The 26,953-nt window shown below is 50.8% G+C and carries 30 protein-coding genes and 1 tRNA gene; 23 read left to right on the forward strand and 8 right to left on the reverse strand.

What is annotated here, in order from left to right; translation table 11 throughout:
• The first annotated feature begins 87 nt into the window (after window positions 1-87).
• Window positions 88-621, forward strand: a complete 534-nt coding sequence (locus tag IB222_RS20635) for a lipocalin family protein (protein ID WP_001221666.1) — start codon at window positions 88-90, stop codon at window positions 619-621.
• On the opposite strand, the gene sugE is transcribed toward IB222_RS20635, so the two are convergent.
• A complete protein-coding gene (sugE, locus tag IB222_RS20640) occupies window positions 618-935 on the reverse strand; it encodes a quaternary ammonium compound efflux SMR transporter SugE (RefSeq protein ID WP_000118520.1) in 318 nt (105 codons plus the stop codon). The two genes, IB222_RS20635 and sugE, sit on opposite strands and share 4 nt — an antisense overlap.
• A gap of 256 nt (window positions 936-1,191) precedes the next feature.
• Between sugE and IB222_RS20645 the strand changes: the two genes are divergently transcribed.
• Window positions 1,192-1,791 (forward strand): LuxR C-terminal-related transcriptional regulator, encoded by a 600-nt coding sequence (locus IB222_RS20645; protein WP_003830562.1) that lies wholly within the window; start codon window positions 1,192-1,194, stop codon window positions 1,789-1,791.
• Window positions 1,792-1,821: 30 nt separating this feature from the next.
• Here IB222_RS20645 and ecnB read toward each other — a convergent pair whose 3' ends face one another.
• From ecnB to efp, 3 genes are all read right to left on the reverse strand, one after another.
• Window positions 1,822-1,968, reverse strand: coding sequence for a lipoprotein toxin entericidin B (ecnB, locus tag IB222_RS20650; protein ID WP_003025482.1), 147 nt, complete (start codon window positions 1,966-1,968; stop codon window positions 1,822-1,824).
• Between the two features lie 107 nt (window positions 1,969-2,075).
• On the reverse strand, window positions 2,076-2,210 hold the full coding sequence (ecnA, locus tag IB222_RS20655) for a lipoprotein antitoxin entericidin A (RefSeq protein WP_003830568.1): 135 nt from the start codon (window positions 2,208-2,210) through the stop codon (window positions 2,076-2,078).
• Between the two features lie 57 nt (window positions 2,211-2,267).
• Complete coding sequence (gene efp / locus IB222_RS20660) at window positions 2,268-2,834, reverse strand: elongation factor P (RefSeq protein WP_003025478.1); 567 nt, start codon at window positions 2,832-2,834, stop codon at window positions 2,268-2,270.
• A 41-nt stretch (window positions 2,835-2,875) separates the two neighbouring features.
• On the opposite strand from efp, the gene epmB reads away from it, so the two are divergent.
• Both epmB and yjeJ read left to right on the forward strand, forming a co-directional pair.
• Window positions 2,876-3,904 (forward strand): EF-P beta-lysylation protein EpmB, encoded by a 1,029-nt coding sequence (gene epmB / locus IB222_RS20665; protein WP_063941665.1) that lies wholly within the window; start codon window positions 2,876-2,878, stop codon window positions 3,902-3,904.
• Between the two features lie 183 nt (window positions 3,905-4,087).
• Window positions 4,088-4,951 (forward strand): YjeJ family protein, encoded by an 864-nt coding sequence (gene yjeJ, locus IB222_RS20670; protein ID WP_126957050.1) that lies wholly within the window; start codon window positions 4,088-4,090, stop codon window positions 4,949-4,951.
• A 178-nt stretch (window positions 4,952-5,129) separates the two neighbouring features.
• Here the strand turns inward: yjeJ and IB222_RS20675 are convergent, their stop codons facing one another.
• The 3 genes from IB222_RS20675 to IB222_RS20685 form a co-directional block, all read right to left on the reverse strand.
• A complete protein-coding gene (locus IB222_RS20675; protein ID WP_003025468.1) occupies window positions 5,130-5,483 on the reverse strand; it encodes a DUF4156 domain-containing protein in 354 nt (117 codons plus the stop codon).
• Window positions 5,484-5,735: 252 nt separating this feature from the next.
• Window positions 5,736-7,379: a chaperonin GroEL gene (groL, locus tag IB222_RS20680; RefSeq protein ID WP_003830576.1), complete on the reverse strand. Its 1,644-nt coding sequence runs from the start codon at window positions 7,377-7,379 to the stop codon at window positions 5,736-5,738.
• Between the two features lie 43 nt (window positions 7,380-7,422).
• A complete protein-coding gene (locus IB222_RS20685) occupies window positions 7,423-7,716 on the reverse strand; it encodes a co-chaperone GroES (RefSeq protein WP_000027827.1) in 294 nt (97 codons plus the stop codon).
• Window positions 7,717-7,991: 275 nt separating this feature from the next.
• On the opposite strand from IB222_RS20685, the gene yjeH reads away from it, so the two are divergent.
• Window positions 7,992-9,257, forward strand: coding sequence for an L-methionine/branched-chain amino acid transporter (gene yjeH, locus IB222_RS20690; protein ID WP_126319463.1), 1,266 nt, complete (start codon window positions 7,992-7,994; stop codon window positions 9,255-9,257).
• Window positions 9,258-9,306: 49 nt separating this feature from the next.
• On the opposite strand, the gene IB222_RS20695 is transcribed toward yjeH, so the two are convergent.
• Window positions 9,307-9,783: an FxsA family protein gene (locus IB222_RS20695; protein WP_003025457.1), complete on the reverse strand. Its 477-nt coding sequence runs from the start codon at window positions 9,781-9,783 to the stop codon at window positions 9,307-9,309.
• Between the two features lie 338 nt (window positions 9,784-10,121).
• Here IB222_RS20695 and aspA point away from each other — a divergent pair, with 338 nt between their 5' ends.
• The 18 genes from aspA to IB222_RS20785 all read left to right on the forward strand — a co-directional run bounded on the left by aspA (window position 10,122) and on the right by IB222_RS20785 (window position 26,861).
• On the forward strand, window positions 10,122-11,558 hold the full coding sequence (gene aspA / locus IB222_RS20700) for an aspartate ammonia-lyase (protein WP_003830668.1): 1,437 nt from the start codon (window positions 10,122-10,124) through the stop codon (window positions 11,556-11,558).
• 115 nt (window positions 11,559-11,673) lie between these two features.
• Complete coding sequence (dcuA, locus tag IB222_RS20705; RefSeq protein WP_003830670.1) at window positions 11,674-12,975, forward strand: anaerobic C4-dicarboxylate transporter DcuA; 1,302 nt, start codon at window positions 11,674-11,676, stop codon at window positions 12,973-12,975.
• A gap of 128 nt (window positions 12,976-13,103) precedes the next feature.
• Window positions 13,104-13,451, forward strand: a complete 348-nt coding sequence (gene cutA, locus IB222_RS20710; RefSeq protein ID WP_003025447.1) for a divalent cation tolerance protein CutA — start codon at window positions 13,104-13,106, stop codon at window positions 13,449-13,451.
• Window positions 13,427-15,136 carry a protein-disulfide reductase DsbD gene (locus IB222_RS20715; RefSeq protein WP_148362548.1) on the forward strand — a complete coding sequence of 570 codons (1,710 nt, stop codon included), beginning with the start codon at window positions 13,427-13,429 and terminating at the stop codon, window positions 15,134-15,136. The genes cutA and IB222_RS20715 overlap by 25 nt, the downstream gene beginning before the upstream one ends.
• A gap of 36 nt (window positions 15,137-15,172) precedes the next feature.
• A complete protein-coding gene (locus IB222_RS20720; protein WP_008785982.1) occupies window positions 15,173-15,748 on the forward strand; it encodes a transcriptional regulator in 576 nt (191 codons plus the stop codon).
• A gap of 152 nt (window positions 15,749-15,900) precedes the next feature.
• Window positions 15,901-15,976 (forward strand) — tRNA-Phe (locus IB222_RS20725).
• 161 nt (window positions 15,977-16,137) lie between these two features.
• Window positions 16,138-17,406: an integrase arm-type DNA-binding domain-containing protein gene (locus IB222_RS20730; RefSeq protein WP_057108511.1), complete on the forward strand. Its 1,269-nt coding sequence runs from the start codon at window positions 16,138-16,140 to the stop codon at window positions 17,404-17,406.
• A gap of 882 nt (window positions 17,407-18,288) precedes the next feature.
• On the forward strand, window positions 18,289-19,215 hold the full coding sequence (locus IB222_RS20735; RefSeq protein ID WP_057108510.1) for a hypothetical protein: 927 nt from the start codon (window positions 18,289-18,291) through the stop codon (window positions 19,213-19,215).
• A gap of 135 nt (window positions 19,216-19,350) precedes the next feature.
• Window positions 19,351-19,536 carry an AlpA family transcriptional regulator gene (locus IB222_RS20740; protein WP_057107840.1) on the forward strand — a complete coding sequence of 62 codons (186 nt, stop codon included), beginning with the start codon at window positions 19,351-19,353 and terminating at the stop codon, window positions 19,534-19,536.
• A gap of 25 nt (window positions 19,537-19,561) precedes the next feature.
• A complete protein-coding gene (locus tag IB222_RS20745) occupies window positions 19,562-20,149 on the forward strand; it encodes a DUF2857 domain-containing protein (protein ID WP_077822678.1) in 588 nt (195 codons plus the stop codon).
• The gene (locus IB222_RS20750; protein WP_057108508.1) at window positions 20,139-20,348 is read left to right on the forward strand and encodes a TraR/DksA family transcriptional regulator; all 210 of its coding nucleotides are present in this window, start codon (window positions 20,139-20,141) and stop codon (window positions 20,346-20,348) included. The genes IB222_RS20745 and IB222_RS20750 overlap by 11 nt, the downstream gene beginning before the upstream one ends.
• 394 nt (window positions 20,349-20,742) lie before the next feature.
• Window positions 20,743-20,976 carry a hypothetical protein gene (locus tag IB222_RS20755; RefSeq protein ID WP_064388616.1) on the forward strand — a complete coding sequence of 78 codons (234 nt, stop codon included), beginning with the start codon at window positions 20,743-20,745 and terminating at the stop codon, window positions 20,974-20,976.
• Window positions 20,977-21,052: 76 nt separating this feature from the next.
• The gene (locus tag IB222_RS20760; protein ID WP_057108507.1) at window positions 21,053-21,763 is read left to right on the forward strand and encodes a lytic transglycosylase domain-containing protein; all 711 of its coding nucleotides are present in this window, start codon (window positions 21,053-21,055) and stop codon (window positions 21,761-21,763) included.
• The gene (locus IB222_RS20765; RefSeq protein WP_057108506.1) at window positions 21,763-22,056 is read left to right on the forward strand and encodes a TrbC/VirB2 family protein; all 294 of its coding nucleotides are present in this window, start codon (window positions 21,763-21,765) and stop codon (window positions 22,054-22,056) included. Before IB222_RS20760 ends, IB222_RS20765 begins: the two co-directional genes overlap by 1 nt.
• Window positions 22,057-22,066: 10 nt before the next feature.
• Entirely contained in the window at window positions 22,067-24,811 is a 2,745-nt protein-coding gene (locus tag IB222_RS20770; protein WP_057108505.1) for a VirB3 family type IV secretion system protein, read from the forward strand.
• Between the two features lie 20 nt (window positions 24,812-24,831).
• Window positions 24,832-25,536 carry a type IV secretion system protein gene (locus IB222_RS20775; protein WP_057108504.1) on the forward strand — a complete coding sequence of 235 codons (705 nt, stop codon included), beginning with the start codon at window positions 24,832-24,834 and terminating at the stop codon, window positions 25,534-25,536.
• Window positions 25,537-25,554: 18 nt separating this feature from the next.
• Window positions 25,555-25,782 (forward strand): EexN family lipoprotein, encoded by a 228-nt coding sequence (locus IB222_RS20780; RefSeq protein WP_171847087.1) that lies wholly within the window; start codon window positions 25,555-25,557, stop codon window positions 25,780-25,782.
• 11 nt (window positions 25,783-25,793) lie between these two features.
• Window positions 25,794-26,861 (forward strand): type IV secretion system protein, encoded by a 1,068-nt coding sequence (locus IB222_RS20785; protein ID WP_064388579.1) that lies wholly within the window; start codon window positions 25,794-25,796, stop codon window positions 26,859-26,861.
• Window positions 26,862-26,953 lie beyond the last annotated feature (92 nt).

The following is a 26,953-nucleotide window of genomic DNA, read 5'->3' on the forward strand; positions in this document are numbered from 1 at the left end:
ATGAGGCCCAGGATATTGGGCCTCCTTTCTTTCTCTTTTTTTCCTGTTGTCATCTACACTTAACAAAAATACAGCAAGGAAAATCCCATGCGCATTTTGCCCGTCGTTGCTGCAGTTACGGCTGCATTCCTGGTTGTCGCGTGCAGCTCCCCGACACCGCCGAAAGGCGTTACCGTGGTAAATAACTTTGATGCCAAACGCTATCTGGGAACCTGGTATGAAATTGCGCGCTTCGACCATCGTTTCGAGCGCGGGTTGGATAAAGTGACCGCAACGTACAGCTTGCGCGACGACGGCGGCATCAACGTTATTAATAAGGGCTATAACCCTGACAGGGAGATGTGGCAGAAAACGGAAGGGAAAGCCTATTTCACCGGCGACCCAAGCAGAGCCGCGCTTAAGGTTTCATTCTTCGGCCCCTTCTATGGCGGGTATAACGTAATTGCACTCGACCGGGAATATCGTCACGCGCTGGTTTGTGGTCCGGATCGCGACTACCTGTGGATCCTTTCACGGACCCCTACTATTTCAGATGAAATGAAACAGCAAATGTTAGCCATCGCGACCCGGGAAGGGTTTGAGGTGAATAAACTGATTTGGGTGAAACAGCCCGGCGCTTAGTGAGTGCTCAGCTTCAGACCAATAATGCCAGCAACGATCAGCCCAAGGCTCAGCAAACGTGCCGGGCTGGCAGACTCACCCAGCAGCAAAATTCCTGTAATGGCCGCCCCAACAGCGCCAATACCGGTCCAGACCGCATAAGCGGTTCCTACAGGCAACGTGCGCATTGCCCAGGAGAGCATGGCGATACTGACGATCATCGCCGCAATAGTGATAATGCTTGGCGTAAGACGCGTAAAACCGTGGGTGTATTTCAGGCCAATCGCCCAGACGACTTCGAGCAAACCTGCAATTAATAAAACGATCCAGGACATATCAGGCTCCAGAACAATGGGGCCGTCCCCGGTGAAAGAAGCGTTTGCAGGTCGTCCTGCAAAGCTGATGTGTGAAATGGCATTTTTGCCCGGAAGAAAATGAATTTCAACCTTTTTATTCACTGCCTGCTAAAAGCAAGAATTAAGCATAATTAGCGGCGTAGTTCCCGCATTTGGCACTCATCGGAGTTCTCTATGATGAAGGGCTTTCTGAAACCAGAAAGTCGATTGCCCCTCTTCTGAATGCGAAACGTTTATGCTTAAAATTTTAGTGATTGACCGGTGCCACTTTACCCGCACAGGGATAGAGGCCTTGCTTAATCATTCTGGCAGGTTCAGCTCCTCATTTCTGGTATCAGGAATCAATAATCTCCTGTTAGCAAAAGAGCATATTTTGCAATGGAAACCGCATCTGGTGATCGCGGATTTATACAGTTTTATTAGCGAGACGCACTCCAGTCCGCCAATTAAACCTTTTTTTATGAGTTGTGGCGTCATCCCACTAATTTTACTGCAATCAGCAGACAGACAGCATGCCCCCATCGTGCCCTCTCAATCCGTAGCCCATTCGGTCTTGACCAAGCACACCACGCTGAACACACTCTCCCACACAATTCAGGAAGCGCTTCAGGTTCGCCCCGCATTAGAAATAGCCAAAAATGCCACGCCTTTGCTTACGCCGCAGGAGGAGAAAGTATTATCAATGTGGATGGATGGTGTGAGTAACAATGCCATTGCCGCCGCGCTCAGCATTCATGGCAAAACGGTCTACACCTATAAGCGGAATATCCGTATGAAACTGCACCTGGGGAACCGCTTCTCGCCGTTCCTTTCACTCCCAGGGAAGGGTGATTAACGGTACGACACGACGTCGTACCGTTCTTCATTATTGCTGAGCTTTTGTCGCTGCACCAGAAATGGCGCTACCGCCTTCAGAAATATCCTGTCCTACGCCTCGTGTGGTATTACACGCGGTTAAAACGGAAGAAAGTACCAACACAGAAAAGATCGCAGCAATTGTCTTCTTAACCATAACGTCTTCCTTTTCTAGCCAATATTGTTTGTGTATAGCTACTTAATAATAGACAAGATCCGGGAGTGTGATGGATAAACAACCGTTTTTAAGACTATATGACAGGATTAGCTGGCGGCGTGAGAAATTGAATTGCCAAGATGTTTTATGTCTTCACCGAAGCCGCGCGCGGTATTGCATCCCGTCAGGAGGGTGCTGGTGAAAAGGAGTAGCATTACAAGACCGAGAAGACGTTTCATCATTCCTGCCCTGGAAAAAGTATGGCGCAGCAACCTGCGCCATAAGATCAAATGGAAGACTTATTTTACGCGAGAAACGTATTCGCCGGAGCGGGTATCCACTTTGATCACTTCGCCGATCTGTACGAACAGCGGAACTTTAACGACTGCGCCGGTAGACAGGGTAGCCGGTTTGCCGCCAGTACCAGCGGTATCACCTTTCAGACCTGGGTCGGTTTCAACAACTTCCAGCTCAACGAAGTTCGGCGGAGTTACGGAGATCGGCTGACCGTTCCACAGGGTCACGATGCATTCAGCCTGGTCCAGCAGCCATTTGGCGTTATCGCCTACCGCTTTCTCGTCTGCAGCCAACTGTTCGAAAGTGGTGTTATTCATAAAGTGCCAGAACTCACCGTCGCTATACAGGAAGGTCAGGTTCATGTCGGCTACGTCTGCGCCTTCAGCGGAGTCAGTAGACTTGAAGGTTTTCTCTACGCGAGTACCGGTCAGCAGGCGACGCAGCTTAACGCGCGCAAACGCCTGGCCTTTACCTGGTTTAACGAATTCGCTGGCTTCAACCGCATAAGGTTCGCCGTCCAACATGATTTTAAGACCAGCACGAAAATCGTTGCTATAGTACGTTGCCATAAGGCCCTCTGAAAATTGTTAACTGGTAGCTAAGCCACAAAATGGCGCATATTGTAACCCTAAATACCCCATCCAGAGAAGATTGGTTATCGCAACTTGCCGATGTTGTGACCGATCCCGATGAACTTCTGCATCTTTTGAACATAGATGCAGATGAAAAACTGTTGGCCGGACGCGACGCGAGACGGCTTTTCGCCCTGCGCGTGCCGCGTGCGTTTATTGCCCGCATGGAGAAAGGCAACCCGGACGATCCGCTTTTACGTCAGGTGCTGACTGCCCAGGAAGAGTTTGTGGCCGCGCCAGGCTACTCAACCGACCCACTGGAAGAACAGCACAGCGTGGTTCCCGGTCTGCTGCATAAATATCGCAATCGGGCACTGCTGCTGGTTAAAGGCGGTTGCGCGGTAAATTGTCGCTATTGCTTCCGCCGACACTTCCCATACGCCGAAAACCAAGGCAATAAGCGCAACTGGCAGGTCGCCCTCGACTACATTAACGCGCACCCTGAGCTGGATGAAATCATCTTCTCTGGTGGCGATCCGTTAATGGCCAAGGACCACGAACTGGACTGGTTGCTCACGCAACTGGAAGCTATCCCGCACATTAAGCGTCTGCGTATTCACAGCCGTTTGCCAATAGTGATCCCAGCGCGCATTACAGAAGGACTGGTCGAGCGTTTTGCGCACTCCTCCTTGCAGATTCTGCTGGTCAATCACATTAACCATGCCAATGAAATTGATGAGACGTTTCGCCAGGCGATGAGCAGTCTGCGCGCCGCGGGCGTTACGTTACTCAACCAAAGCGTATTGCTGCGTGACGTAAACGATAACGCACAAACCCTGGCTAACCTTAGCAACGCACTGTTTGATGCCAGTGTGATGCCCTATTACCTGCACGTGCTGGATAAAGTGCAGGGTGCCGCACACTTTATGGTCAGCGACGATGAAGCGCGTCGCATTATGCGTGAGCTTCTGACGCTAGTTTCCGGCTATATGGTCCCCAAACTGGCGCGTGAAATTGGTGGAGAGCCAAGTAAAACACCGCTGGATCTGCAGTTACGCCAACAATAGCCATTACTGAGTGTCCGATTCCGGACACTCACCACGATTAATTATTATTTAAATCTCCACAAGTGGAGCCTCGCTTTTAATCTGTGCTATTTTAATTAGCGCAGTTCAATCATTCATTCGTAAACATTATCAATAGTTTCAAATGCAGAATATTAATAAATATATGGTTAAGGAGAACCTTTTATGGCTATAAATATTAAGGGCATTAATACTGGCATTATTCGCCAAAAGAATGAATTTGTTGCCATGGCATTAAAAATAAAAGAACCAAGAAACAAAGAATCTCTCTTTTTTCTCTCTCCACTTGGACTTAGAGACCTGCTTATCGCGCTGGAGAGCCGGCTGTTCGCCATTTCTCAGCTAAACAAAGACGAGCGTATGCAATATGAAAAGACATGCGATAAAGCCAGCAAAAAAATGCACGAGAATATTCCGTCAATTCAGGAAGATGAACTAAAAAATGCGGATATTAACCGTCGCATAAATTCGCTGATGTTAGTGGATGACAAAGGCGAGAATTTAACATTTTCTCTGACGTTACATGACGGACAAACATGCGAATTACTGGTTAATGAATTACAGATTCAGGTGTTGGCGCATGCAATTATTCACGCAATAAATAATGCTGGCATGAGAGAACTCGCGCTACGAATAACATCGCTGCTGGATTTCCTGCCGCTGTACGATGTTGATTGTCAGCAAAACGACAATCTGGAATACGACTCTTATACACAACCCGAATGGAAACATAACCTGTTCAATCATTATCTGGCGATTATTTACCGCTATAAAGATGATAAAGGAAAAGCCCAGTTCTGTGGTTCGGTAGTGAAAACTCGCGCCCTTTCCGGTAGCAAAGAAGCCGAAGCCATTACTCGCCGCCTTCTCGACTTCAGCCCGCGGCTGAAAAAACTTGCCGGTGTACCGTGCCAGGTGTTTGTCAGAACGTTGACGGGTGATAAGGCGCAAAAGCTCAATCAGGATCAGTGCCTGCGCGCACTGCATCATTTACGCGTTCAGTCTGCGCATAAAACTCAGAATGCCTGATGGCGCTGCGCTTATCAGGCCTACGATTGCATGAGCCTGTCCAGGCCACTTTATTACACAAAATCATTCAATCTGCATCGCGGCGGCAAGCGAAGAAATCCCCAGGAGCATAGATAACTATGTGACTGGGGTTTCATAGCGCAGTCAACAAAGAGGCAGCTTGAAGGATGAAGTGTAATCAGTTAGGGCACTTATAAACCTGACCAATCATCTCACTGGCGGTAGGAACAAAGCTGGACAGCATTCCCTGCGATGGGCTGCTGACGCCATAAATCACGTTACCGCCCATTGCCGCAGCCTGGTTACGCAGATCGTTTGCTGCGCCACGCATTGAGCCGCCCTCTTCGCCGTGCTGGCCTGAAAGCCAGTTGCTTTGCTTACCGGTTGCGGTGCCTATCAATTGGCACTCTGCACCAGGCTTGTCTTCAACAAAACGTACGCTTTGCCCGGCAGAACTCAGTTCGTTGCTGGAGCTACAACCCGCCATCAGTAGCGCGGCACCAACGATCCCTGCTAAATATTTCACGTGCATGTCATTCCCCATAATCAATTAGTTGGACGTTTTGTCCGTAGCTGAATCATATACTAAAAAGATGACCAAAAGAAAAACCCCCGGACATTTCTGCCCGAGGGTTTCTCAATTCTGGGAGATGAGCACCCAAATCATTCTGGTTGCAGGAAGGCGGCCAGTTTGTTAATCCCCAGGAGCTTACTCAAGTAAGTGACTGGGGTTAGCAAACGCAGCCAACGCATCTGCGGCCTGAAGGATGCAGGGTGTGGGCAATTACATCATGCCGCCCATACCACCCATGCCACCCATACCGGCAGCGCCTAAGTCAGGCGCATCGCCTTTCGGCAGGTCGGTAACCATGCACTCGGTGGTGATCATCAGACCCGCAACAGAAGCCGCGTACTGCAGAGCAGAACGAGTTACTTTGGTTGGATCCAGGATACCCATGTCGATCATGTTGCCGTATTCTTCAGTTGCAGCGTTGTAACCGTAGTTACCGTCACCAGCTTTCACGGTGTTAGCCACTACAGACGGCTCTTCGCCGCAGTTCAGTACGATTTGACGCAGTGGGGATTCCATTGCGCGCAGCGCAACTTTGATACCTACATTCTGGTCTTCGTTCTGACCTTTCAGGCCGGCAATTTTAGACGCTACGCGAATCAGCGCAACACCACCACCAGCAACCACGCCTTCTTCTACCGCAGCACGGGTAGCGTGCAGGGCATCTTCAACGCGGGCTTTCTTCTCTTTCATTTCAACTTCAGTCGCAGCACCAACTTTGATAACCGCAACGCCGCCTGCCAGTTTCGCTACGCGCTCCTGCAGTTTTTCACGGTCATAGTCGGAAGTTGCTTCTTCGATCTGCTGACGAATCTGAGTCACGCGACCCTGGATTGCAGCTTCGTCGCCCACGCCATCAATGATGGTGGTGGTATCTTTGTTGATAACAACGCGTTTCGCCTGCCCCAGATCTTCCAGAGTTGCTTTTTCCAGCTCCATACCGATCTCTTCAGAGATAACGGTACCACCGGTCAGGGTAGCGATATCCTGCAGCATTGCTTTACGACGATCGCCGAAGCCAGGTGCTTTAACCGCAGCGACTTTCACGATACCGCGCATGGTGTTAACAACCAGAGTTGCCAGCGCTTCGCCTTCAACATCTTCAGCGATGATCAGCAGCGGTTTACCTGCTTTCGCTACAGCTTCCAGAACCGGCAGCATTTCGCGGATGTTGGAGATTTTCTTGTCAGCCAGCAGGATGAACGGGCTTTCCAGTTCTACTGCGCCAGTTTCCGGCTTGTTGATGAAGTAAGGAGACAGGTAGCCACGGTCGAACTGCATACCTTCAACCACGTCCAGTTCGTCCTGCAGACCAGTACCGTCTTCAACGGTGATCACGCCTTCTTTACCGACTTTGTCCATCGCTTCAGCGATCAGTTTACCTACGGTTTCGTCGGAGTTAGCGGAGATGGTACCAACCTGAGCAATAGCTTTAGAGTCGGAGCACGGTACGGACAATGCTTTCAGTTCTTCAACAGCAGCAGCGACAGCTTTGTCGATACCACGTTTCAGATCCATCGGGTTCATGCCCGCAGCAACGGCTTTCAGACCTTCAGTGATGATGGACTGAGCCAGTACGGTTGCGGTGGTGGTACCGTCACCTGCAGCGTCGTTCGCTTTAGAGGCAACTTCTTTCACCATCTGCGCACCCATGTTTTCGAACTTGTCTTCCAGTTCGATTTCACGTGCTACGGAAACACCATCTTTAGTGATGGTCGGTGCACCGAAAGATTTATCCAGAACTACGTTACGGCCTTTTGGACCGAGGGTAACTTTCACTGCATCTGCCAGTACGTTTACGCCGCGCAGCATTTTCACACGAGCGTCGTTACCGAATTTTACGTCTTTAGCTGCCATTTTCTCTTTCCCTTAAATTCGTATGTTCAGTGTCGTTCGCGGATTAGGCTTCAACAATCGCCAAGATGTCGCTTTCAGACATGATCAACACTTCTTCATTGTCGATCTTCTCAGATTTAACACCGTAGCCATCGTTGAAAATAACGATATCGCCGACTTTCACGTCCAGCGGCTGTACGGTACCGTTGTCCAGGATGCGACCCTTACCGACAGCGATGATTTCGCCACGAGTTGATTTACCTGCTGCAGAACCAGTCAGTACGATGCCGCCAGCAGATTTGGATTCAACTTCTTTACGTTTGACGATCACACGATCATGTAACGGACGAATACTCATTGATAGCTCTCCTTTGAGAAAGTCTTTATCAGTTATGGGTGACGCCGGCCCGTAAACGGTTTCCCGGCTAGTGACCAGAGAGATGGGGATGGGGTTTTGTGCCTTCAAGGGGGCAAGCGAAAAAAATTTTTTATCAGCAGAAAATCCCGTCAAAACGCCGACGCACCTCACATTTCATAACGATTTCAGTCACGTCGTCATAAGCAAATCTGATTGTGATACCATCAAAAATCTGCGCTGTAGCCCGGTCAATGGGCATAACCGGATAACAACTTATGAGCGGACTGAAACAAGAGCTGGGACTGGCTCAGGGCGTTGGCCTGTTGTCTACATCATTGTTAGGTACAGGCGTTTTTGCCGTCCCCGCGCTGGCCGCACTGGTTGCGGGCAACAACAGCCTGTGGGCATGGCCGGCGCTGATTGTTTTGGTCTTTCCCGTAGCGATTGTCTTCGCCGTACTGGGTCGTCATTTTCCCAGCGCAGGCGGTGTGGCGCATTTTGTCGGCATGGCCTTTGGTTCACGCCTGGAGCGCGTCACCGGATGGCTATTTTTGTCGGTGATTCCCGTCGGCTTGCCTGCGGCATTGCACATCGCCGCCGGATTCGGTCAGGCGATGTTTGGCTGGCATGACGAGCAGCTTCTGCTGGCTGAGCTCGGTACGTTGGCATTGGTTTGGTACATCGGCTCCCGCGGCGCAAGCTCCAGCGCGAATCTACAAACGGTCATTGCCGGGCTGATTGTTGCCCTGATTGTTGCTATCTGGTGGGCGGGCGATCTGACACCTGGCGAAATCCCCTTCCCTGCGATTACCGATATTGAGCTTCCAGGCCTGTTCGCCGCGTTGTCGGTCATGTTCTGGTGCTTTGTCGGCCTTGAAGCGTTTGCTCACCTGGCGTCTGAATTCAAAAATCCGGAGCGAGACTTCCCACGCGCACTGATGATCGGCCTGCTGTTGGCGGGGTCTGTTTATTGGGCATGCACCGTTGTCGTTCTCCATTTTGGTGCCTACGGCGAGCAAATGGCGGCCGCAGCGTCGCTGCCAGAGGTCGTCGTGCAACTGTTTGGCGTACAAGCTCTGTGGGTCGCCTGCATCATTGGTTATCTGGCCTGTTTTGCCAGCCTCAACATTTATATACAAAGTTTCGCCCGGCTGGTCTGGTCGCAAGCCCAGTATAAGCCGGAGAGTTATCTGGCTCGTCTGTCCCCCCGCCACCTTCCGCGCAATGCGCTTAACGCCGTATTGGGCTGCTGCGTAGTCAGTACTCTGTGCATCTATATGCTGCAAATCAATCTCGATGCGTTAATCGTCTACGCCAACGGCATCTTTATTATGATTTATTTGTTGTGCATGTTGGCGGGGTGTCGATTACTGAAAGGGCATTATCGCGCACTGGCGGTCATTGGTGGTCTGCTGTGTCTACTGCTACTGGCGATGGTCGGCTGGAAGAGTCTGTACGCGTTGATTATGCTGGCAGGACTGTGGCTGTTTTTACCCCGCAGGCCAGATAAGGCAACGTTGACGCCATCATCCGGCCTATAAACACTTTTGCCGGATGGCGCTAACGCTTATCCGGCCTACATACTGATGCTTAATCCCGGCGATCGTCTTTATGTTCGATGCTGTCGCGCTTGTCATCTTTACGCTGAAATTCACCATCAAAAGTCTCACCGCCGCCGGTTCCGGCGCTAAAACCACCGCCAGGCATACGCGAAAAACGCAAATGTGGCAGCAGTTTCATCGTCAGATGTTTTTGCACCGGGGGTAATAAAAGAAGAAGACCGAGGAAATCGGTGAAAAAACCAGGCAGCACCAACAACAGGCCAGCGATAATCAATGATACGCTTTTGATCATTTCTGCAGCCGGACTTTCACCAGCCGCCATTTTTTGTTGCATCAGTAAAAAGTTCTTAAATCCCTGATTACGAACCAGAGACATACCGATAACCGACGTAAAAATAACCAAAATCAGCGTCATCAGGACGCCCATCACATGGGCAACCTGAATAAAAATAGATATCTCTATGTAAACATAGAGAAAAATGGCAAGCAATGGTATCCAGCGCAAAGGGATCTCCTGTTAATAACAGCCGTTTTGTTCAACTTCTGTTCGAAAAATTATGTTAATCGCATCGATTTGATATTGTGGTGGTTAGCAAAATTTCAAGTGCCTTGTACACTAATATTTGGGGTTAATCACAAAGGGGTGATCCATTTCACAGAATAATAAATAAGGGGTAAATTCCACGCTTTAAGTGATCCAGATTACGGTAGAAATCCTTAACCAGCATATGATCTCGGGTATCAGACCGATGCAGGGGATAATCGTCGGTCGAGAAACAATCGAAATCACATATATCCTGTGTGTTTAGTCAAATCATTGGCAGCTTGAAAAAGAAGGTTCACATGTTAAACAACATTCGTATCGAAGAAGACTTGTTGGGTACCAGGGAAGTTCCAGCGGACGCCTACTACGGTGTCCACACTCTGAGAGCGATTGAAAACTTCTACATTAGCAACAACAAAATCAGCGATATTCCTGAATTTGTTCGCGGTATGGTAATGGTTAAAAAGGCAGCGGCTATGGCCAACAAAGAGCTGCAAACCATTCCTAAGAGTGTGGCAAATGCCATCATCGCGGCGTGTGATGAAGTCCTGAATAACGGAAAATGCATGGATCAGTTCCCGGTAGACGTTTACCAGGGTGGTGCGGGTACCTCCGTCAACATGAACACCAACGAAGTTCTGGCCAATATCGGTCTGGAACTGATGGGTCACCAGAAAGGTGAATATCAGTACCTGAACCCGAACGACCACGTTAACAAATGTCAGTCTACCAACGACGCATACCCAACTGGCTTCCGTATCGCTGTATACGCATCCATCATCAAACTGGTTGATGCACTGAACCAGCTGCGCGAAGGCTTCGAGAAAAAAGCTGTTGAATTCCAGGACATCCTGAAAATGGGTCGTACCCAGCTGCAGGATGCTGTACCGATGACCCTCGGTCAGGAATTCCATGCTTTTAGCGTACTGTTGAAAGAAGAAGTGAAAAACATTAGCCGTACCGCTGAGCTGCTGCTGGAAGTTAACCTCGGCGCGACAGCAATCGGTACTGGTCTGAACACGCCGAAAGAGTACTCTCCGCTGGCAGTACAGAAACTGGCTGAAGTCACCGGCTTCGCCTGTGTTCCGGCAGAAGACCTGATTGAAGCAACTTCTGACTGTGGCGCATACGTTATGGTGCACGGCGCACTGAAACGTCTGGCTGTGAAGATGTCCAAAATCTGTAACGACCTGCGTTTGCTCTCCTCTGGTCCGCGTGCAGGTCTGAACGAGATCAACCTGCCGGAACTGCAGGCTGGTTCTTCTATCATGCCAGCTAAAGTGAACCCGGTTGTTCCGGAAGTCGTAAACCAGGTGTGCTTCAAAGTCATCGGTAACGACATCACTGTAACCATGGCATCTGAAGCTGGTCAGCTGCAGCTGAACGTAATGGAGCCGGTCATTGGTCAGGCAATGTTTGAATCCATTCACATTCTGAGCAACGCTTGCTACAACCTGCTGGAAAAATGCGTTAGTGGTATCACTGCTAACAAAGAAGTCTGTGAAGCGTTTGTATTCAACTCCATCGGCATCGTTACTTACCTCAACCCGTTCATTGGTCACCACAACGGCGACATCGTCGGTAAAATTTGTGCCGAAACCGGTAAGAGCGTACGTGAAGTTGTCCTGGAGCGCGGTCTGTTGACCGAGTCTGAACTGGACGATATCTTCTCTGCACAGAACCTGATGCACCCTGCTTATAAAGCAAAACGTTATACTGATGAAAGCGAACAGTAATCGTGTAGGGTAGTACCGGAGAAGGCACGTCATGATGACGTGCCTTTTTTCTTACTCGAAGTTACTTAAAAACAACAATTTAATATCAACTTGTTAAACAACAAGGAAGGCTAATATGATAGTTTTAGAACTTATCATCGTTTTGCTGGCAATCTTTTTAGGTGCCAGACTTGGGGGTATCGGTATTGGATTTGCAGGTGGGCTGGGTGTTCTGGTTCTCGCCGCTATCGGCGTAAAACCCGGTAATATCCCGTTCGATGTTATTTCCATCATCATGGCGGTTATCGCTGCCATTTCAGCTATGCAGATTGCAGGTGGTCTGGACTATCTGGTTCATCAAACTGAAAAACTGCTGCGTAAAAACCCGAAATACATCACGATCCTTGCACCTATCGTGACCTATTTCCTGACCATCTTCGCAGGTACCGGCAACATCTCTCTGGCAACGCTGCCAGTTATCGCCGAAGTTGCGAAAGAACAAGGGATCAAACCTTGCCGCCCGCTCTCTACTGCAGTGGTTTCTGCACAGATTGCGATTACGGCGTCTCCAATCTCCGCAGCCGTGGTTTACATGTCCTCTGTAATGGAAGGTCATGGCATCAGCTACATTCACCTGCTGTCCGTGGTCATTCCGTCCACCCTGCTGGCTGTTCTGGTCATGTCCTTCCTGGTAACTGCACTGTTCAACTCCAAACTGTCTGACGACCCGATTTATCGTAAGCGTCTGGAAGAAGGCCTGGTTGAACTGCGTGGTGAAAGACAAGTTGAAATCAAAGCTGGCGCAAAAACTTCTGTTTGGTTGTTCCTGCTGGGCGTGGTTTGTGTCGTCGTATATGCGATCGTCAACAGCCCAAGCCTCGGTCTGGTCGCTAAACCGCTGATGAACACCACCAACGCAATCCTGATCATCATGCTGAGCATCGCGACGCTGACCACGATCATCTGCCGCGTTGAAACTGACTCCATCCTGAACTCCAGCACTTTCAAAGCCGGTATGAGCGCCTGTATTTGTATCCTGGGTGTTGCATGGCTGGGTGATACCTTCGTATCTCACAACATTGACTGGATCAAAGATACTGCAGGTAGCGTAATTCAGGGTCATCCGTGGCTGCTGGCTGTCATCTTCTTCTTTGCTTCTGCACTGCTGTACTCTCAGGCTGCAACCGCTAAAGCACTGATGCCGATGGCTCTGGCTCTGAACGTTTCCCCACTGACTGCTGTTGCGTCTTTCGCCGCGGTTTCTGGCCTGTTCATTCTGCCAACCTACCCAACTCTGGTTGCGGCAGTTCAGATGGATGACACCGGTACAACTCGCATCGGTAAATTCGTCTTTAACCATCCGTTCTTCATCCCGGGTACTCTGGGTGTGGTTCTGGCTGTCTGCTTCGGCTTCTTGCTGGGCAGCTTCATGCTGTAAGTTTTTCCTGCAGGGTGCCTGGGCGCCCTGCAGTTCCTCCTCCCCACCCCGCTTTAACTAACATCCTTCCCTCGTCCGTTGTATAGTGACCATTCTTTTGCTGGTTACTCTGTTCTTTCGAGGTGTTTATGCTTGATGTAAAGAGTCAGGATATTTCCATCCCCGATACCGTTGTGGTGCTCTGTACCGCCCCGGATGAAGCAACCGCCCAGGATCTGGCCGCCAAAGTGCTGGCGGAAAAGCTGGCTGCCTGCGTGACCCTGCTACCCGGTGCGACCTCCCTCTACTATTGGGAAGGCAAACTGGAACAGGAATATGAAGTCCAGATGATTTTAAAAACCACCGTCACACACCAGCAAGCCCTTCTCGATTGCCTGAAGTCACATCATCCGTATCAAACGCCTGAACTTCTGGTTTTACCCGTCACTCACGGAGACTTTGATTACCGCTCATGGCTCAACGCATCCTTACGCTGATCCTGCTGCTGTGCAGCACATCTACCTTTGCCGGATTATTTGACGCGCCTGGCCGCTCGCAGTTTGTTCCTGCCGATCGGGCGTTTGTTTTTGATTTTCAGCAAAACCAACACGATCTGAACCTCACATGGCAGGTTAAAGATGGCTACTATCTGTATCGCAAACAGATAAACATTACGCCATCTCAGGCCGATATTGCTGAGGTAAAACTGCCGCCAGGCGTCTGGCATGAAGATGAGTTTTACGGCAAAAGTGAGATTTACCGTAAACAGCTGACTGTCCCGATCACGGTCAATCAGTCTAAGTCTGGCGCAACATTAACGATCACATACCAGGGCTGCGCCGACGCCGGATTTTGCTATCCGCCAGAAACAAAAACGGTGCCATTAAGTGAAGTGTCTGCCGGTTCTGCGGCGGCCCCTGCGCCAGCCCCAGCCACTGCAGATCCGCAAGAGAAACCGCAGCCCACGGCCCAACTCCCCTTCTCCGCGCTGTGGGCATTGCTGATCGGAATTGGTATCGCATTTACGCCTTGCGTACTGCCGATGTATCCGCTGATTTCCGGTATCGTACTGGGTGGCAAGCAACGCTTATCAACCGGACGGGCATTGCTGCTGACGTTTATCTACGTTCAAGGGATGGCGCTCACCTATACCGCGCTGGGTTTGGTTGTTGCAGCCGCCGGTTTGCAGTTCCAGGCCGCGCTTCAGCATCCCTACGTCCTGATTGGCCTTGCCGTCATCTTTACGCTGCTGGCTCTGTCAATGTTTGGCCTGTTCACGCTGCAACTGCCCTCATCGCTGCAAACGCGCCTCACGCTAATGAGTAACCGCCAGCAAGGCGGATCTCCCGGCAGCGTCTTTGCGATGGGGGCGATTGCTGGCCTCATCTGTTCTCCTTGCACAACGGCCCCGCTAAGCGCGATTTTGCTGTATATCGCTCAGAGCGGGAACATGTGGCTGGGAGGCGGCACACTGTATCTGTATGCGTTGGGGATGGGATTACCCCTGATGCTGATTACCGTATTTGGCAACCGCCTGCTGCCTAAAAGTGGCCCATGGATGGAACATGTCAAAACCGCTTTTGGCTTTGTCATTCTGGCGCTTCCCGTCTTCTTACTCGAACGTATCGTTGGCGACGAGTGGGGCGTTCGCTTATGGTCACTGCTAGCCGTCGCGTTCTTTGGCTGGGCGTTCATCACCAGCCTACAGGCAAAGCACGCCTGGATGCGTATCGTGCAGATTGTCCTGTTAGCCGCAGCACTGGTAAGCGTGCGTCCATTGCAAGACTGGGCGTTCGGCGCACCACATGCTCAAACCCAGGTACATCTTAACTTCACGCCGGTGGCATCGGTAGATGCGTTAAATCAAGCACTGGCGCAAGCTAAAGGCAGGCCAGTCATGCTGGATCTGTATGCCGACTGGTGTGTAGCCTGTAAGGAATTTGAAAAGTACACGTTCAGTAATCCGCAGGTTCAGCAAGCGCTAGGCAACACGGTGCTATTGCAGGCAGATGTGACAGCAAACAATGCCCAGGATGTCGCTCTCCTGAAACATCTACAGGTTTTAGGTTTGCCGACTATCTTGTTCTTTGATGCCGATGGGAAAGAGCACCCGGAAGCTCGGGTTACGGGCTTTATGGATGCCGCGACCTTCAGCGCACATTTGCGCGATCGCCAACCGTGAGCGACACTTGCAACAGGAAATACGGAGGAGAATACCGTGCAACGTGAAGATGTCCTGGGAGAAGCCCTGAAATTACTTGAGGTGCAAGGGATAGCCAATACCACGCTGGAAATGGTGGCCGAACGCATCGATTATCCTCTGGATGAACTGCAGCGCTTTTGGCCCGATAAAGAGGCCATTCTGTACGATGCGCTACGCTACCTCAGCCAGCGGGTGGATATCTGGCGGCGTCAGCTTTTGCTGGATGACACGCTGAGCGCTGAGCAGAAATTACTGGCGCGCTACACTGCGCTGTCCGAATGCGTGAGCAATAATCGCTATCCCGGCTGTCTGTTCATCGCCGCCTGTACGTTTTACCCCGATCCCGGGCATCCGATCCATCAGTTAGCCGATCAGCAAAAAAAGGCGGCACATGACTTCACCCATGAGCTGCTGACTACGCTGGAAGTTGACGACCCGGCAATGGTCGCCAAACAGATGGAACTGGTGCTGGAAGGCTGCCTGAGCCGCATGCTGGTTAATCGTAGCCATGCTGATGTCGAAACGGCACACCGCCTGGCTGAAGATATCCTGCGCTTTGCCCAGTGCCGAATGGGCGGTGCGCTGACCTAAGCGAGCATTACCTGTTTTCGTCGCCTCTGCCGGATAGATTTGTGCAAACTTCAGGCATAACCATGCAGATTGCCGCAATATTAAGCGGTTGAACAATGTTTCCAGAAATTTGATTGACTGACAGACGTGAATACGGTTTAATGCGCCCCGTTGCCCGGATAGCTCAGTCGGTAGAGCAGGGGATTGAAAATCCCCGTGTCCTTGGTTCGATTCCGAGTCCGGGCACCACTATTCTTTTTTTATGCTTTCCTATGAATCTCTATCTTGTTGTAATTCAATTGGTTGGTGTAAAAAGTCTTTCCGGTACGTTTTGATTTATCCCTTAGTATCCGGAAAAAATGGGGTCAGATTGCGGGTCGTTCAGTTCGATAAACTGGAGAGGCCCTCATATGTTAACTGACAGCAAAATCCGCTCAGCCAAATCCCTCACAAAATCCTACAAACTCACCGATTCACAAGGCCTGTATCTGACGGTATCGGGCAGCGGCTCTAAGTTATGGTATTTCCGCTACCGCCTCGCCGGGAAAGAAAGCCGTCTGGCCTTTGGCCCCTATCCTCAGATCACGCTGGCGGAAGCCCGCGAAAAGCGCGATGCAGCACGTAAGTTGCTTGCATCCGGCATCAGCCCTTCTCAGCTTCACAAGGCGCACAACACCGCCGTTGATGAATCCCGCACATTCCGGCATACGGCAATGGCGTGGCACACCAGCAGTCTTAAACTCTGGTCGGAAGCCCACGCCGGTAAAATTCTCACTTGCCTTAAACGCTACGTTTTCCCCGTTATCGGCGCGATGGATATCGCTGAGATTGAAACCCGTCATCTGGCGCAACTGGTTAAGGCCATTGACGATAAAGGCGTGCATGATGTTGCCGGACGGGTTCGCCAGCATCTGACCAAAATCATGCGCCATGCAGTACAGCAAGGTGTGATTAAATACAATCCTGCTTACGATTTAGAGGGAGTCGTGACCCCGTTGGTGACCCGGCATCACCCCGCCCTGCCCCTGAATCGCCTGCCGGAGTTGCTGGAAAAGATGGATGACTACAAAGGCAGGGAACTGACCCGTCTGGCGCTGGATCTCAGTCTGCATGTCTTTCTGCGTTCCAGTGAGCTACGTCTCGCACGCTGGGATGAATTTAACCTGAAAGCCCATATCTGGACAGTGCCTGCAAAGCGTGAGGCCGTAAAAGGCGTGAGGTTTTCAGAGCGTGGTGCAAAAATGAAGGATGAACATCTGGTGCCGCTGTCGCAACAGGCGGTCGCCCTGCTGAAGCAGATTCAGGCGATTTCCGGCGAATCAGTCTTCGTTTTTCCGGGCGCACATACCCTGAACAAGCCGATGAGTGAGAACACCATCAACAAGGCGCTGCGCGTGATGGGCTATGACACCAAAACCGAAGTCTGCGGCCACGGCTTCAGGACCATGGCCTGTAGCGCCCTGAACGAGTCCGGGCGCTGGTCAAAGGATGCCATTGAGCGACAGATGAGCCACAAAGAGCGCAACGGAGTGCGGGCTGCCTATGTGCACAAAGCAGAGCATCTGGAAGCCCGGATCGAAATGATGCAGTGGTGGTCGGACTATCTGGATACCTGTCGGGAGAAGTATGTGCCGTCGTATATTTATGCCCGGCAGCATAAGGTTTCTGCAGGCAGCTAAATAATAACCAGGCCACTTAAAAGCAGCACCTGCGTCAGGGCGCTGCTTTTTCGATCCATAGATGTCATTGCCCCGTTTAAATCCGTTTTTCTGAGGTCGTGCTGTAATAACTCAGGCAATTAAACAACGGGAAGTCATACAACTCCTGATTATCTTGACTGGAATATCAATATTCTCGCAAAACATTCAGACCCCGTTTTCTATAAGATATGTCTTAATATACTCAACATATCATTGTTATTATTGCGTTACCTTTGTTAAAACCATATACACCAACACGACAGATTATTGACCCGCATTAAAACAAAGTATCATCAATTAATTAACCAACAACAATAACTGGTTGATAAACATATAATAAAAATATTTTGTAAAATTAAAATTATTTATTGAAATTTAAAAAACAAAGGACTAATAATATTTATACGTTATTACGATGATATCAGGAGATAAATGGCATGCATTATCTTTCTTTAACTCTGCCCGTCTTTTTACAAAGAAACCATGGTATCCTTTTCCATATCCTCATCATAAAGAGCTCAATTAACATTCAGCTAACATCATATCACTTCCGGTTTTATTTCGCCCTTAAGAATAAAGCTACTGCAAAAATAACATTTACTGTAATAAATTCTTTATCATCATTGTTCTGTTTCCCGGAAGGGAAATCAGAGCATCGCATCAACATTGAATATACGTGACAGATATCGCCTCCCTGTCATAATAAAAAAGCCTACAGGTTAATATATAAGTTCACATTTTGTCCTGAGCATACTCCGCTCCGGGTTATATAAAATAACAAAATAACACACCTGCATATCTTTAACTCTCGGTCACAAAATCAACTCCAGTTTAAATCTGAACAGATAAAGGAGATGAATAATGAGTAAGGACAATTTCCCCTCCCCCACACCAGGTATGGATACGGAATGGATAACCATCGGGGAAGCGACAGAAATCGCACATGATCTGGTAACAAAAAGAGTCACTGACAGTGATATTTACCGCCATGCACTGTATGGTGACATTACATTATCGATTTATTTTCAGTCCCCCGTCATTTTACGCAAAGTCAGAGTATCCGAATATAAAGTGACACTCAGGCCTGTTACCAATTCATTAATTCACCGGTTGTGCTTTCTTGACCGAAGCAGTTTCCTCCGTCATTCCAGCCTCATGGTCAGCACCGGTGGAAAATATATATTCCCGAGAAACCGGATTATTGACACCCCACTGAGTGGTCATGAATCTCTGCTGATACAGCACTTACTGGCCCGTTCGCTGTCACTCCCGTTACCGGAAGAACATCATGTTAATCATGGTATTTCTGTCATCATTGCCGGGGAAATATTTCAGCTGTTTGAGCAGACAACATGGCGGGAGAGGATCAAGAAACAAATTATGCACCTTCCCAAAAATATCACCCCGGATATTTATGCACATCCTTCATATAAAAAAATGAGACGATGTTCTCATCATACCTTCTTTCCCCTGTATTATCTTCCGGCCGATGCCTGCTTTGTCATCCGCTGCAGTGAACTGGATAAACTCATGAAACCTGGCGGTGGAGAAAATATCTCTCCGGAGAGCCCTTCACGCACACGGATATCTACCCCACTTTCCCGACTGTTCTGGCTTTCCTGTCGGCGTAATGACACCATCAGTCCCCTGATGAATCAGCCCTATAAACTGCTGTCCATTTTTGAGCAGTGGGCATCAGAGGAGGGTATTACCGATCACCTGAGTGGTGACACACTGAAAACCGCACTTGAAAGAGGTTCTCCCGATAAGAGGAGCTCGCGCAAATAATCCATTCATTTATCCTGCTAACCTGTATTACGGACAATGAGATCCGTAATACGGGTTCCCCCGCTTCCCTCCCCTCCTCCACCTGTGTTTTTTTGTTTTCTCCGGGCATATCCCGTTTCTGCACTGGAGGAAATTATGACATCACATCAGTTATTACGCCTGAGACAGGTTGAAGAGAAAACCGGTCTGAAACGCTCGCAAATCTATCTGTATATGAAAGACGGCACCTTTCCCCGTTCAATAAAGATTGGCCCGGCCAGTGTTGCCTGGCTCGAATCTGAAATTGACGAATGGATAAACCTTAAATTATCCAGCCGCTAAAAATTTTTAGGGAGGGAACAGAATTATGACCCCGACACTGAATTACGCTGTATTAACCGATGCCCTGTGTGCGCTGAAAGAAGGGAATATTCGCCATTGTGAATCGCTGGGATTCACCTTAGACGAAATGACTGCCCTTAATCAGCTGTCGCTTGATGAGTTGTTTGTTGTCAGCAGGGCCTCAGCCCTCTTTATCTCGGTCAATATCCGTCATGATGTTTTGCATCATTTGCTGGCTCAGGCCCGCAAGGAATACCGGCGAAAACAGCAGGTTAACCGGGCGATTCATCTGGGCGGCTCTATTGCCTTGCTGAATCAGTACTTTGGCCTTACCTCCAATGAAGTCTGCCTTCGTCGCCGGTTGCTGGGTGTCAGCGTGCCTTTTGGCCGGACGCCTGAACCCGACGAAGAGACGGATGCCGCTATCTGGCAGCAATGGCAACAATGCCGGGTAGACAACCTTGAGTCACCTGATGCACTGACCGCCATGATGCAGGTAACCGAAACCCTGCTACCGAAAGCCGGAGGGCTGTCACTCACCACGGTCTGGAAGCGCATTGCGCAGTGTGAGCAGGAAGCCGCTGCTTACAGGAGGCCCCTCCATGCCGGATGAAATCGACCGCGATCAGGAGTTTAATGAGCAGCGGCTGGAAGAGATGATTGAACAGAGCCGTTTTAAACCGAGAACAACACCATCATTATTCCACTGTCGTTTATGCGATAAGCCTATTCCTGAACAACGACGACAGGCACTCCCGGGCGTAACAACCTGTACGGAATGTCAGGATAAACTTGAACACCGCAAGTGTTAAGCGTAAACAGTAAGACATATGGGGAATAAATTCCTCATATGTCTTTATCTGTATTATTAAATAAGAATAAAACCTCCTGCCTTATTTTAATTTCCTTTTCCGCCCCCCACGTCTCTATTTGTCCGTCCGATTAACTCTTTCATTTTTGTTTTGAGTTTATTGTTTATAGTCTGACCCGCCCCCCTCATGCTGAACACACCATTACAGAATGGTTGCCCTGTTGGACGTTAATTCGTCCGGGTCGGGTATTGCTCTTTAAAAATATGGGCCGGGCTGTCACACAACCACAATTCAGGGTGCCGCTGAATGTTCTCGCTGACCCGTTAAAACCGGAATGCAGGATCGGGATGTGATCGAAAATGTTATATCTCACCATTTCATTAAAGGGGGCATCATGAGAAAACCCGTTTATTACGCCTATGTCACCCAGGAAACTCAGCCGGATTTGCAGGGCGACAAAAATACGTACTGGACAAAAGTCGGTGTGGCCTTTTCCCATAACGGTAAGTCCGGCCTGAATATTGTCCTGACGCCCGGTATTGCCGTCTCCGGCAAACTGGTCCTGCTTGAACCCCGGGAGGATAACAACCCGCCACAGAGTACGGTACCCGGCGAAACAGCGCTTTAACTCTTCTTTATCACTCCTTACTCCACAGCGTACAGGGTCCGCTGACCTGCGCGCTGCCTGAAATCCCGGGGCTATCATGCTTTCCACCACTGTTTTTCTGGCGGCGGCCATGCAGTGTGCCGCCAGCATTCATCCGTCCACCGCACTTGATGTGGCACGGGTGGAATCCGGTTTTAATCCTTATGCCATCGCCGAGATAGTCCCCAGGGCCAGAAGAGCCTCCGGTGACAATTCTGTTATTTCCCATCTTCCCGCCAGTCGGGCCGATGCCGAGCGCATTATCCGACGTATTGCCATACATAACCGGCGTTATTCCGTCGGGCTGATGCAAATCACCAGCACCAATTTCCGTCACTACGGCGTGACGGCCACCGATCTGCTTGATCCCTGCACCAATCTGTCTGTCTTTGAACGCATCTTCAGCGACTGCTACCGCCGTGGCGGCACCCTGAAAAGGGCGCTGAGTTGTTATTACTCCGGCAATTTCCGTACCGGACAACAGCCGGAAGCCGCGTTTTCCGGGACGAGCTATGTGCAGCGAATGGGTTTAACACCGGCATCTCCCCGCTATGCCGTACCCGGCACCCGCGAGGATAGCTCTGCCACTGCGACTTCCCTGAAGGCCATCCCTGCCGATCCCCCGTCCCGCCCCCGCGTGATCTGGCCGGGGACCGTCGTGCGTGGCATCCCCGCGAAACTTCGTCAGGACAACACCGCCATCGCACCGCTCTCCGCGTCGTCACTGCGCCGGAGTCTCTCCCGGCCAGCCCATGAGGAGGAAGAATAATGACACGTTTCCACAAGCTTAAGGCGGCAGCCAGCCCCGTTTCTGCTGGTGTGCTGACGGCTTTTTCTGCAACCCCGGCGTTTGCCGACGGGTTTCAGCGCGCAAACACGGTGATGGAAAAAGTCTCCACTGGCCTGCATGGCCTGGCGGCCATCACCATCACCGTGGCCGTGATCTGGGTGGGTTACAAGACGCTCTGGAAAGGCGAAAGCCTGTCCCAGTGCGCCTACATCATCATCGGCGGGATCCTGATTGGCGGGGGCAGTGAGATCGGTGCGCTGCTGATGAGCTGAGAGGTCACTTATGGCAAAGCTGCTCAAGGCAATGAAACGTCCGGCGGCACTGTGGGGGGTGCCGATGGTGCCCCTGCTGGGTGTCACGGGATTTACCATCATCATCGCTGTCTGGACTTCTGTCGCGTTCCTTGCCCTGCTCCCGGTTGAATTTCTGGTGATGAAGTCGCTCACCCGGAATGAACCCCTGCGGTTCAGCCTGATTGCCGTCTGGCTCAGGGCAAGAGGAAAACCGGCAGCAAACCGTCTGTTCGGCGCAACCGCCTTTATGCCCGTTGAGCATGAGGCCGTTGATATCACGGAGTTTCTCACCACCATGAAACTGAATCAGTGTGCCACGCTCAGAAAGTACATACCGTATTCATCGCATATTCATCAGCATGTTGTCCGCTCACCAGACAGTGACCTCTACTGCACCTGGGAACTGACGGGCACCCCGTTTGACTGCGAATCAGAAGAAACCCTCAGTATTGACCGCAACCAGTTGCACGGACTCATCCGCTCCTTCGAGGGAATGCCGGTCACCTTTTATATCCATAACGTGCGGGAGCCGTTCTCGGATTCACTGCACAAGGCGTCCGGCAACCCTTACGCCGATGAAATCAGCCGTCTCTATTATGCTTCGCTGGCGGCGGATCCGTTTCGCCGTAACCGCCTGTTCCTGACCGTCTGCTACCGCCCGTTTGTCCGTCTGGAAAAGGCCGGACGCAGACGTATGAAAGACGGTCAGAAGCTGAAAAAGCTTGGCGGCGCGCTGCGGGAAATGCTGGAAATCAAAGGCTCACTCGATACCGCACTGTCACGCTACACGGCCCGTCCTCTCGGCACCTTCACCGAAGGCAACGCGGTATTCTCCTCCCAGTTAGCCTTTTATGAGTACCTGCTGACGCACCAGTGGCGCAGGGTGCGCGTCACCCGCACTCCCGCGTATTCGGTGATGGGATCGGCAGCGCTGTTCTTTTCGGCAGAGTCCGGGCAGATAAACCACGTCAGCGGCACGCACTATTTCCGGGGGCTGGAAGTGAAGGAGTTCCCGGAGGAGACGGCGACGGGGATGATGGACTCGCTGCTGTATGCCCCCTGTGATTACGTGGTAACGCAGTCTTACACCTGCATGTCACGCGAGGAAGCCCGTAAGGCCATCAAACGCACCCGCCGTCTGTTAATGAGTTCGGATGATGACGCGGTATCCCAGCGGCTGGATCTGGATGTGGCGCTTGACCTGCTGACATCGGGGAAAATCGCCTTTGGCAAACACCATTTCTCCCTCATGGTGTTTTCCCGCACGCTGGACAGTCTGGTGGCCGATACCAGTGAAATCAGCAATGCCCTGAACAATCTCGGCATCACCCCGGTTCCGGCAGCGCTTTCACTGTCAGCGGCGTATATGGCGCAACTGCCCGGTAACTATCGCCTACGGCCACGCCTGGGCGAACTGAGCAGCAAGAACTTTGTGGAGCTGGCCGCACTGCACAACTTCTACCCCGGCAAACGCGATAACGCCCCCTGGGGAGATGCGATGGCCCTGCTGCGCACCCCGTCAGGGGATGGCTACTACCTGAACCTGCACAACACGCTGGCGGACAAGGACGAGTTCAACGAGAAGAACCCGGCCAGTACCTGCATTCTCGGTACCAACGGTTCGGGTAAAACCATGCTGATGACGTTTCTGGAAAACATGCAGCAGAAATATGGCCGCGCGGACAGTTTTTCGCCCGATACGAAAACGAAACGGCTGACAACGGTGTATCTGGATAAGGACCGGGGCGCGGAAATGAATATCCGGGCGCTGGGCGGCCGTTACTTCCGTATCACGCATGGCGACCCCACGGGATGGAACCCGTTTTCGCTGTCGCCCACAAAACGTAATATCAGTTTTATCAGCCAGTTGATGAAACTGCTGTGCACGCGTAACGGTGCGACCATCACGCCCCGTGATGAGCGTCGCCTGAACGACGCCGTTAATGCCGTGATGAGCAATGAGCCGCAATACCGTACCTGTGGTATTACGCGCCTGCTGGAGAATCTGCCGGAGCCTGCCACCCGTGAGGCACAGGAGAACGGTCTGAGCATCCGCCTGTCGCAGTGGGCGCAGGGCGGCGAGTTCGGCTGGGTGTTTGATAACGCCACAGACACCTTCGATATCAGCCACTGCGATAACTTTGGCATTGACGGCACGGAGTTTCTGGATGATGCGAACGTCTGTGCGCCGATCTCCTTTTACCTGCTGTACCGCATTACCACTCTGCTCGACGGGCGACGACTGGTTATCTTTATGGACGAGTTCTGGAAGTGGCTTCGGGACCCGGTCTTTAAGGATTTCGCCTATAACCGACTGAAAACCATCCGTAAACTGAACGGGATGCTGGTTGTGGGCACCCAGTCACCGGCGGAGATCATCCGGGATGAAATTGCGCCCGCCGTGATTGAGCAGTGCGGAACGCAAATCCTGGCAGCCAACCCCGGTGCCGACCGGGAGCACTATGTTGACGGGATGAAGTTTGAACCGGAAGTGTTTGATGTGGTGAAAAATCTGGATCCGCAGGCTCGTCAGTATGTGGTGGTAAAAAATCAGTTCAGGCGCGGCGACACCCGGCGCTTTGCCGCCCGCGTGACGCTCGATCTCTCCGGTATCGGCAGATACACCCGGGTCATGAGCGGCAGCGCCGATAACCTCGAAATCTTCAACTCAATTTACCAGGAAGGGATGCAGCCGTATGAATGGCTGGACTCCTACCTGGCTCAGGCACTCTGACAACATGAAGGAGAACCATGATGAAAAGGCGTTTTCATGCCCTGATTTTCGCGTGCGTGATGGTCAGCCCGCTGGCACATGCCGGTATTCCCGTTCTGGTGGATGCTGACCCACTGCGTGAAGCCGAATGGCTGAAAGAAGCGCAGCGCTGGATGCAGACTGCGCAGCATTATCAGAGCCAGATCCAGGCGTATAAAGATCAGTTGGCAACGGCCACCGGCATCCGTGATATTGCTGACTTTGTTGACCAGGCCAAAAGCCTGAAATCCGACCTTGAGAAGCTGCGCAAGCCAGGGCAGGCACTCAATGATCTGCTGCTTTCCGGCGGTTCTTCCGGGCAGTTCGATGCCCTGTACGAAAAGTATAAAATTTTCGACACCTGCAACACAGAACAATCCGAAAATTACGCCAGGGTCTGTAAGCAACAAGTCATCAATAAGGCGATTCAGTTTGAGCAGACTGACGAGATACAGGGGCAGGTCAGCCAGATGCTGGGGGAAATTAACAGCCTCTCAAACCGTATTGCACTTTCCAGAGACACAAAGGAGTCTCAGGACCTTGCCAACAGTATTCAGCTAAAATCAGTAATGCTGAACACGCTCACTGACCAGTGGGAAATCAGCGTGAAGGCAGCAGAACAGCGCGAAAAAGTGCTGGAGAACGAGCGTATTAAACAGTGGAATCAGCAGCAATTAAATGCTCCCACATTGAAATTTCATGAATAAATAAGGAATGGAGCGCAAATGAATAAAATCATCGTTATCTTAACCCTTTCATTTATTACAATAATTTCCGGATGTGACGAGGAAGCCAAAACAACACAATGGTATCGTGATCATCCGGATGAATTAAAAACGGTTTATGAAAAATGCCAGAAAACCGGCAGTGCTTCAGAAAACTGTAAAAATGCCAACGAAGCGCATTATCAGATCCAGCAACTCAATGCTCCCACACTTAAATTCCATGAGTAGAGAGGTTCACTATGGCTGATCTCGGTACATTTGAATTTATAGAGAAGCAGCTAATTGGTGGAATAACACAATCCACCAGTGGTCTGATGATGGAACATTCTGCAATGGTTATGGGACTGGCGGCGGCGTCAGCCACCCTCTATATCCTGTGGCGTGGATACCAGACTCTGGCGGGTAAGCTGTCCACGCCGATGGAAGATGTCATGTGGGACCTCATGAGGATGGCGATCATTCTGTCTTTTGTGGCAAACGTCAGCGGTTATCTTGACAGCGTTATCGACTCTATTAATGGTTTAAAGGAGGGATTTTCCGGCGGCGATAATATATGGCAGATGTTAGATACGCTATGGGATAAAGCAAAGGTACTCGGAAAAACACTGCATGACATGGATAATTCAACATACATAAAAGATGAGGGCATGACTGCTCAGCTTTATGTCTGGCTTGGGGTGTTCGTTTTAATGTTGGTCACAGCCTTTGTCTCAATGATCGCGGAGGTGATGATTTTACTGCTGAGTATTACTGCGCCCATATTCATATTCTGTCTGATATATGGATTTTTACGCCCTATGTTTAATAACTGGCTGCAAAATATATTTGCAGCCATATTAACGGTTCTTTTTTCAGCCTTATCATTAAGAATGGTTATAAATTTTGTGACCAAAATATTAACGCAATCACTGGCCGGAGCTGCAAAAGCCAATATTGTGGAGTTAGGCGCACAGGTCTGCCTTGCCGGTATCTGCGCGGCAATACTGGTTTACCTCTCCGCCAGGCTGGCCGGAGCACTCGCCGGGGCGAGTGCGACCATATCCATGCAGGGACTGGCGGCGGTGGGTATTGGCGCTGCGGCATTTGGTGCCGGAAAACTGGCAGCAGGAGCCGGGAAGCAGACAACCCGCGCCGTTCAGGACACGCTCCAGGGCTGGAGAGATGCCAGCGCGGGTAAACCCGGCAGCGGTCCGGGATACAGCGCGGCGAAAGCGCGTAAGTATGCGATTGAGCAGATGATCGCCCGCAACGAAGCCCGGCGACTGGCACAAGCCAGAGACTCGGCGGTTCAGAAATTCCATCGTTAAACCTGTCATCCCTGGTCGAAATACCCCCGTTACACCCCCTGGTGAAAACATAGCCCTGTTTTCATTCCACTGATCTCCCTGAGGAAATACCC

The sequence above is a fragment of the Citrobacter sp. C13 genome (assembly GCF_014596815.2).
In the GTDB taxonomy this organism is placed as follows: domain Bacteria; phylum Pseudomonadota; class Gammaproteobacteria; order Enterobacterales; family Enterobacteriaceae; genus Citrobacter; species Citrobacter portucalensis.

Excerpts from the sequence above, each read along its gene's own strand:
- yjeH (WP_126319463.1), top strand. The coding sequence starts at position 7,992 with ATGAGCGGACTGAAACAAGAGCTGGGACTGGCTCAGGGCGTTGGCCTG.
- IB222_RS20760 (WP_057108507.1), top strand. The coding sequence starts at position 21,053 with ATGCTTTCCACCACTGTTTTTCTGGCGGCGGCCATGCAGTGTGCCGCC.
- epmB (WP_063941665.1), top strand. The coding sequence starts at position 2,876 with ATGGCGCATATTGTAACCCTAAATACCCCATCCAGAGAAGATTGGTTA.
- aspA (WP_003830668.1), top strand. The coding sequence starts at position 10,122 with ATGTTAAACAACATTCGTATCGAAGAAGACTTGTTGGGTACCAGGGAA.
- ecnA (WP_003830568.1), bottom strand. The coding sequence starts at position 2,210 with ATGATGAAACGTCTTCTCGGTCTTGTAATGCTACTCCTTTTCACCAGC.
- IB222_RS20730 (WP_057108511.1), top strand. The coding sequence starts at position 16,138 with ATGTTAACTGACAGCAAAATCCGCTCAGCCAAATCCCTCACAAAATCC.
- IB222_RS20775 (WP_057108504.1), top strand. The coding sequence starts at position 24,832 with ATGAAAAGGCGTTTTCATGCCCTGATTTTCGCGTGCGTGATGGTCAGC.
- IB222_RS20735 (WP_057108510.1), top strand. The coding sequence starts at position 18,289 with ATGAGTAAGGACAATTTCCCCTCCCCCACACCAGGTATGGATACGGAA.
- cutA (WP_003025447.1), top strand. The coding sequence starts at position 13,104 with ATGCTTGATGTAAAGAGTCAGGATATTTCCATCCCCGATACCGTTGTG.
- IB222_RS20765 (WP_057108506.1), top strand. The coding sequence starts at position 21,763 with ATGACACGTTTCCACAAGCTTAAGGCGGCAGCCAGCCCCGTTTCTGCT.
- IB222_RS20785 (WP_064388579.1), top strand. The coding sequence starts at position 25,794 with ATGGCTGATCTCGGTACATTTGAATTTATAGAGAAGCAGCTAATTGGT.
- yjeJ (WP_126957050.1), top strand. The coding sequence starts at position 4,088 with ATGGCTATAAATATTAAGGGCATTAATACTGGCATTATTCGCCAAAAG.
- IB222_RS20770 (WP_057108505.1), top strand. The coding sequence starts at position 22,067 with ATGGCAAAGCTGCTCAAGGCAATGAAACGTCCGGCGGCACTGTGGGGG.
- IB222_RS20685 (WP_000027827.1), bottom strand. The coding sequence starts at position 7,716 with ATGAGTATTCGTCCGTTACATGATCGTGTGATCGTCAAACGTAAAGAA.
- IB222_RS20675 (WP_003025468.1), bottom strand. The coding sequence starts at position 5,483 with ATGCACGTGAAATATTTAGCAGGGATCGTTGGTGCCGCGCTACTGATG.
- sugE (WP_000118520.1), bottom strand. The coding sequence starts at position 935 with ATGTCCTGGATCGTTTTATTAATTGCAGGTTTGCTCGAAGTCGTCTGG.
- IB222_RS20750 (WP_057108508.1), top strand. The coding sequence starts at position 20,139 with ATGCCGGATGAAATCGACCGCGATCAGGAGTTTAATGAGCAGCGGCTG.
- IB222_RS20755 (WP_064388616.1), top strand. The coding sequence starts at position 20,743 with ATGAGAAAACCCGTTTATTACGCCTATGTCACCCAGGAAACTCAGCCG.
- efp (WP_003025478.1), bottom strand. The coding sequence starts at position 2,834 with ATGGCAACGTACTATAGCAACGATTTTCGTGCTGGTCTTAAAATCATG.
- IB222_RS20740 (WP_057107840.1), top strand. The coding sequence starts at position 19,351 with ATGACATCACATCAGTTATTACGCCTGAGACAGGTTGAAGAGAAAACC.
- groL (WP_003830576.1), bottom strand. The coding sequence starts at position 7,379 with ATGGCAGCTAAAGACGTAAAATTCGGTAACGACGCTCGTGTGAAAATG.
- IB222_RS20635 (WP_001221666.1), top strand. The coding sequence starts at position 88 with ATGCGCATTTTGCCCGTCGTTGCTGCAGTTACGGCTGCATTCCTGGTT.
- dcuA (WP_003830670.1), top strand. The coding sequence starts at position 11,674 with ATGATAGTTTTAGAACTTATCATCGTTTTGCTGGCAATCTTTTTAGGT.
- ecnB (WP_003025482.1), bottom strand. The coding sequence starts at position 1,968 with ATGGTTAAGAAGACAATTGCTGCGATCTTTTCTGTGTTGGTACTTTCT.
- IB222_RS20745 (WP_077822678.1), top strand. The coding sequence starts at position 19,562 with ATGACCCCGACACTGAATTACGCTGTATTAACCGATGCCCTGTGTGCG.
- IB222_RS20645 (WP_003830562.1), top strand. The coding sequence starts at position 1,192 with ATGCTTAAAATTTTAGTGATTGACCGGTGCCACTTTACCCGCACAGGG.
- IB222_RS20780 (WP_171847087.1), top strand. The coding sequence starts at position 25,555 with ATGAATAAAATCATCGTTATCTTAACCCTTTCATTTATTACAATAATT.
- IB222_RS20715 (WP_148362548.1), top strand. The coding sequence starts at position 13,427 with ATGGCTCAACGCATCCTTACGCTGATCCTGCTGCTGTGCAGCACATCT.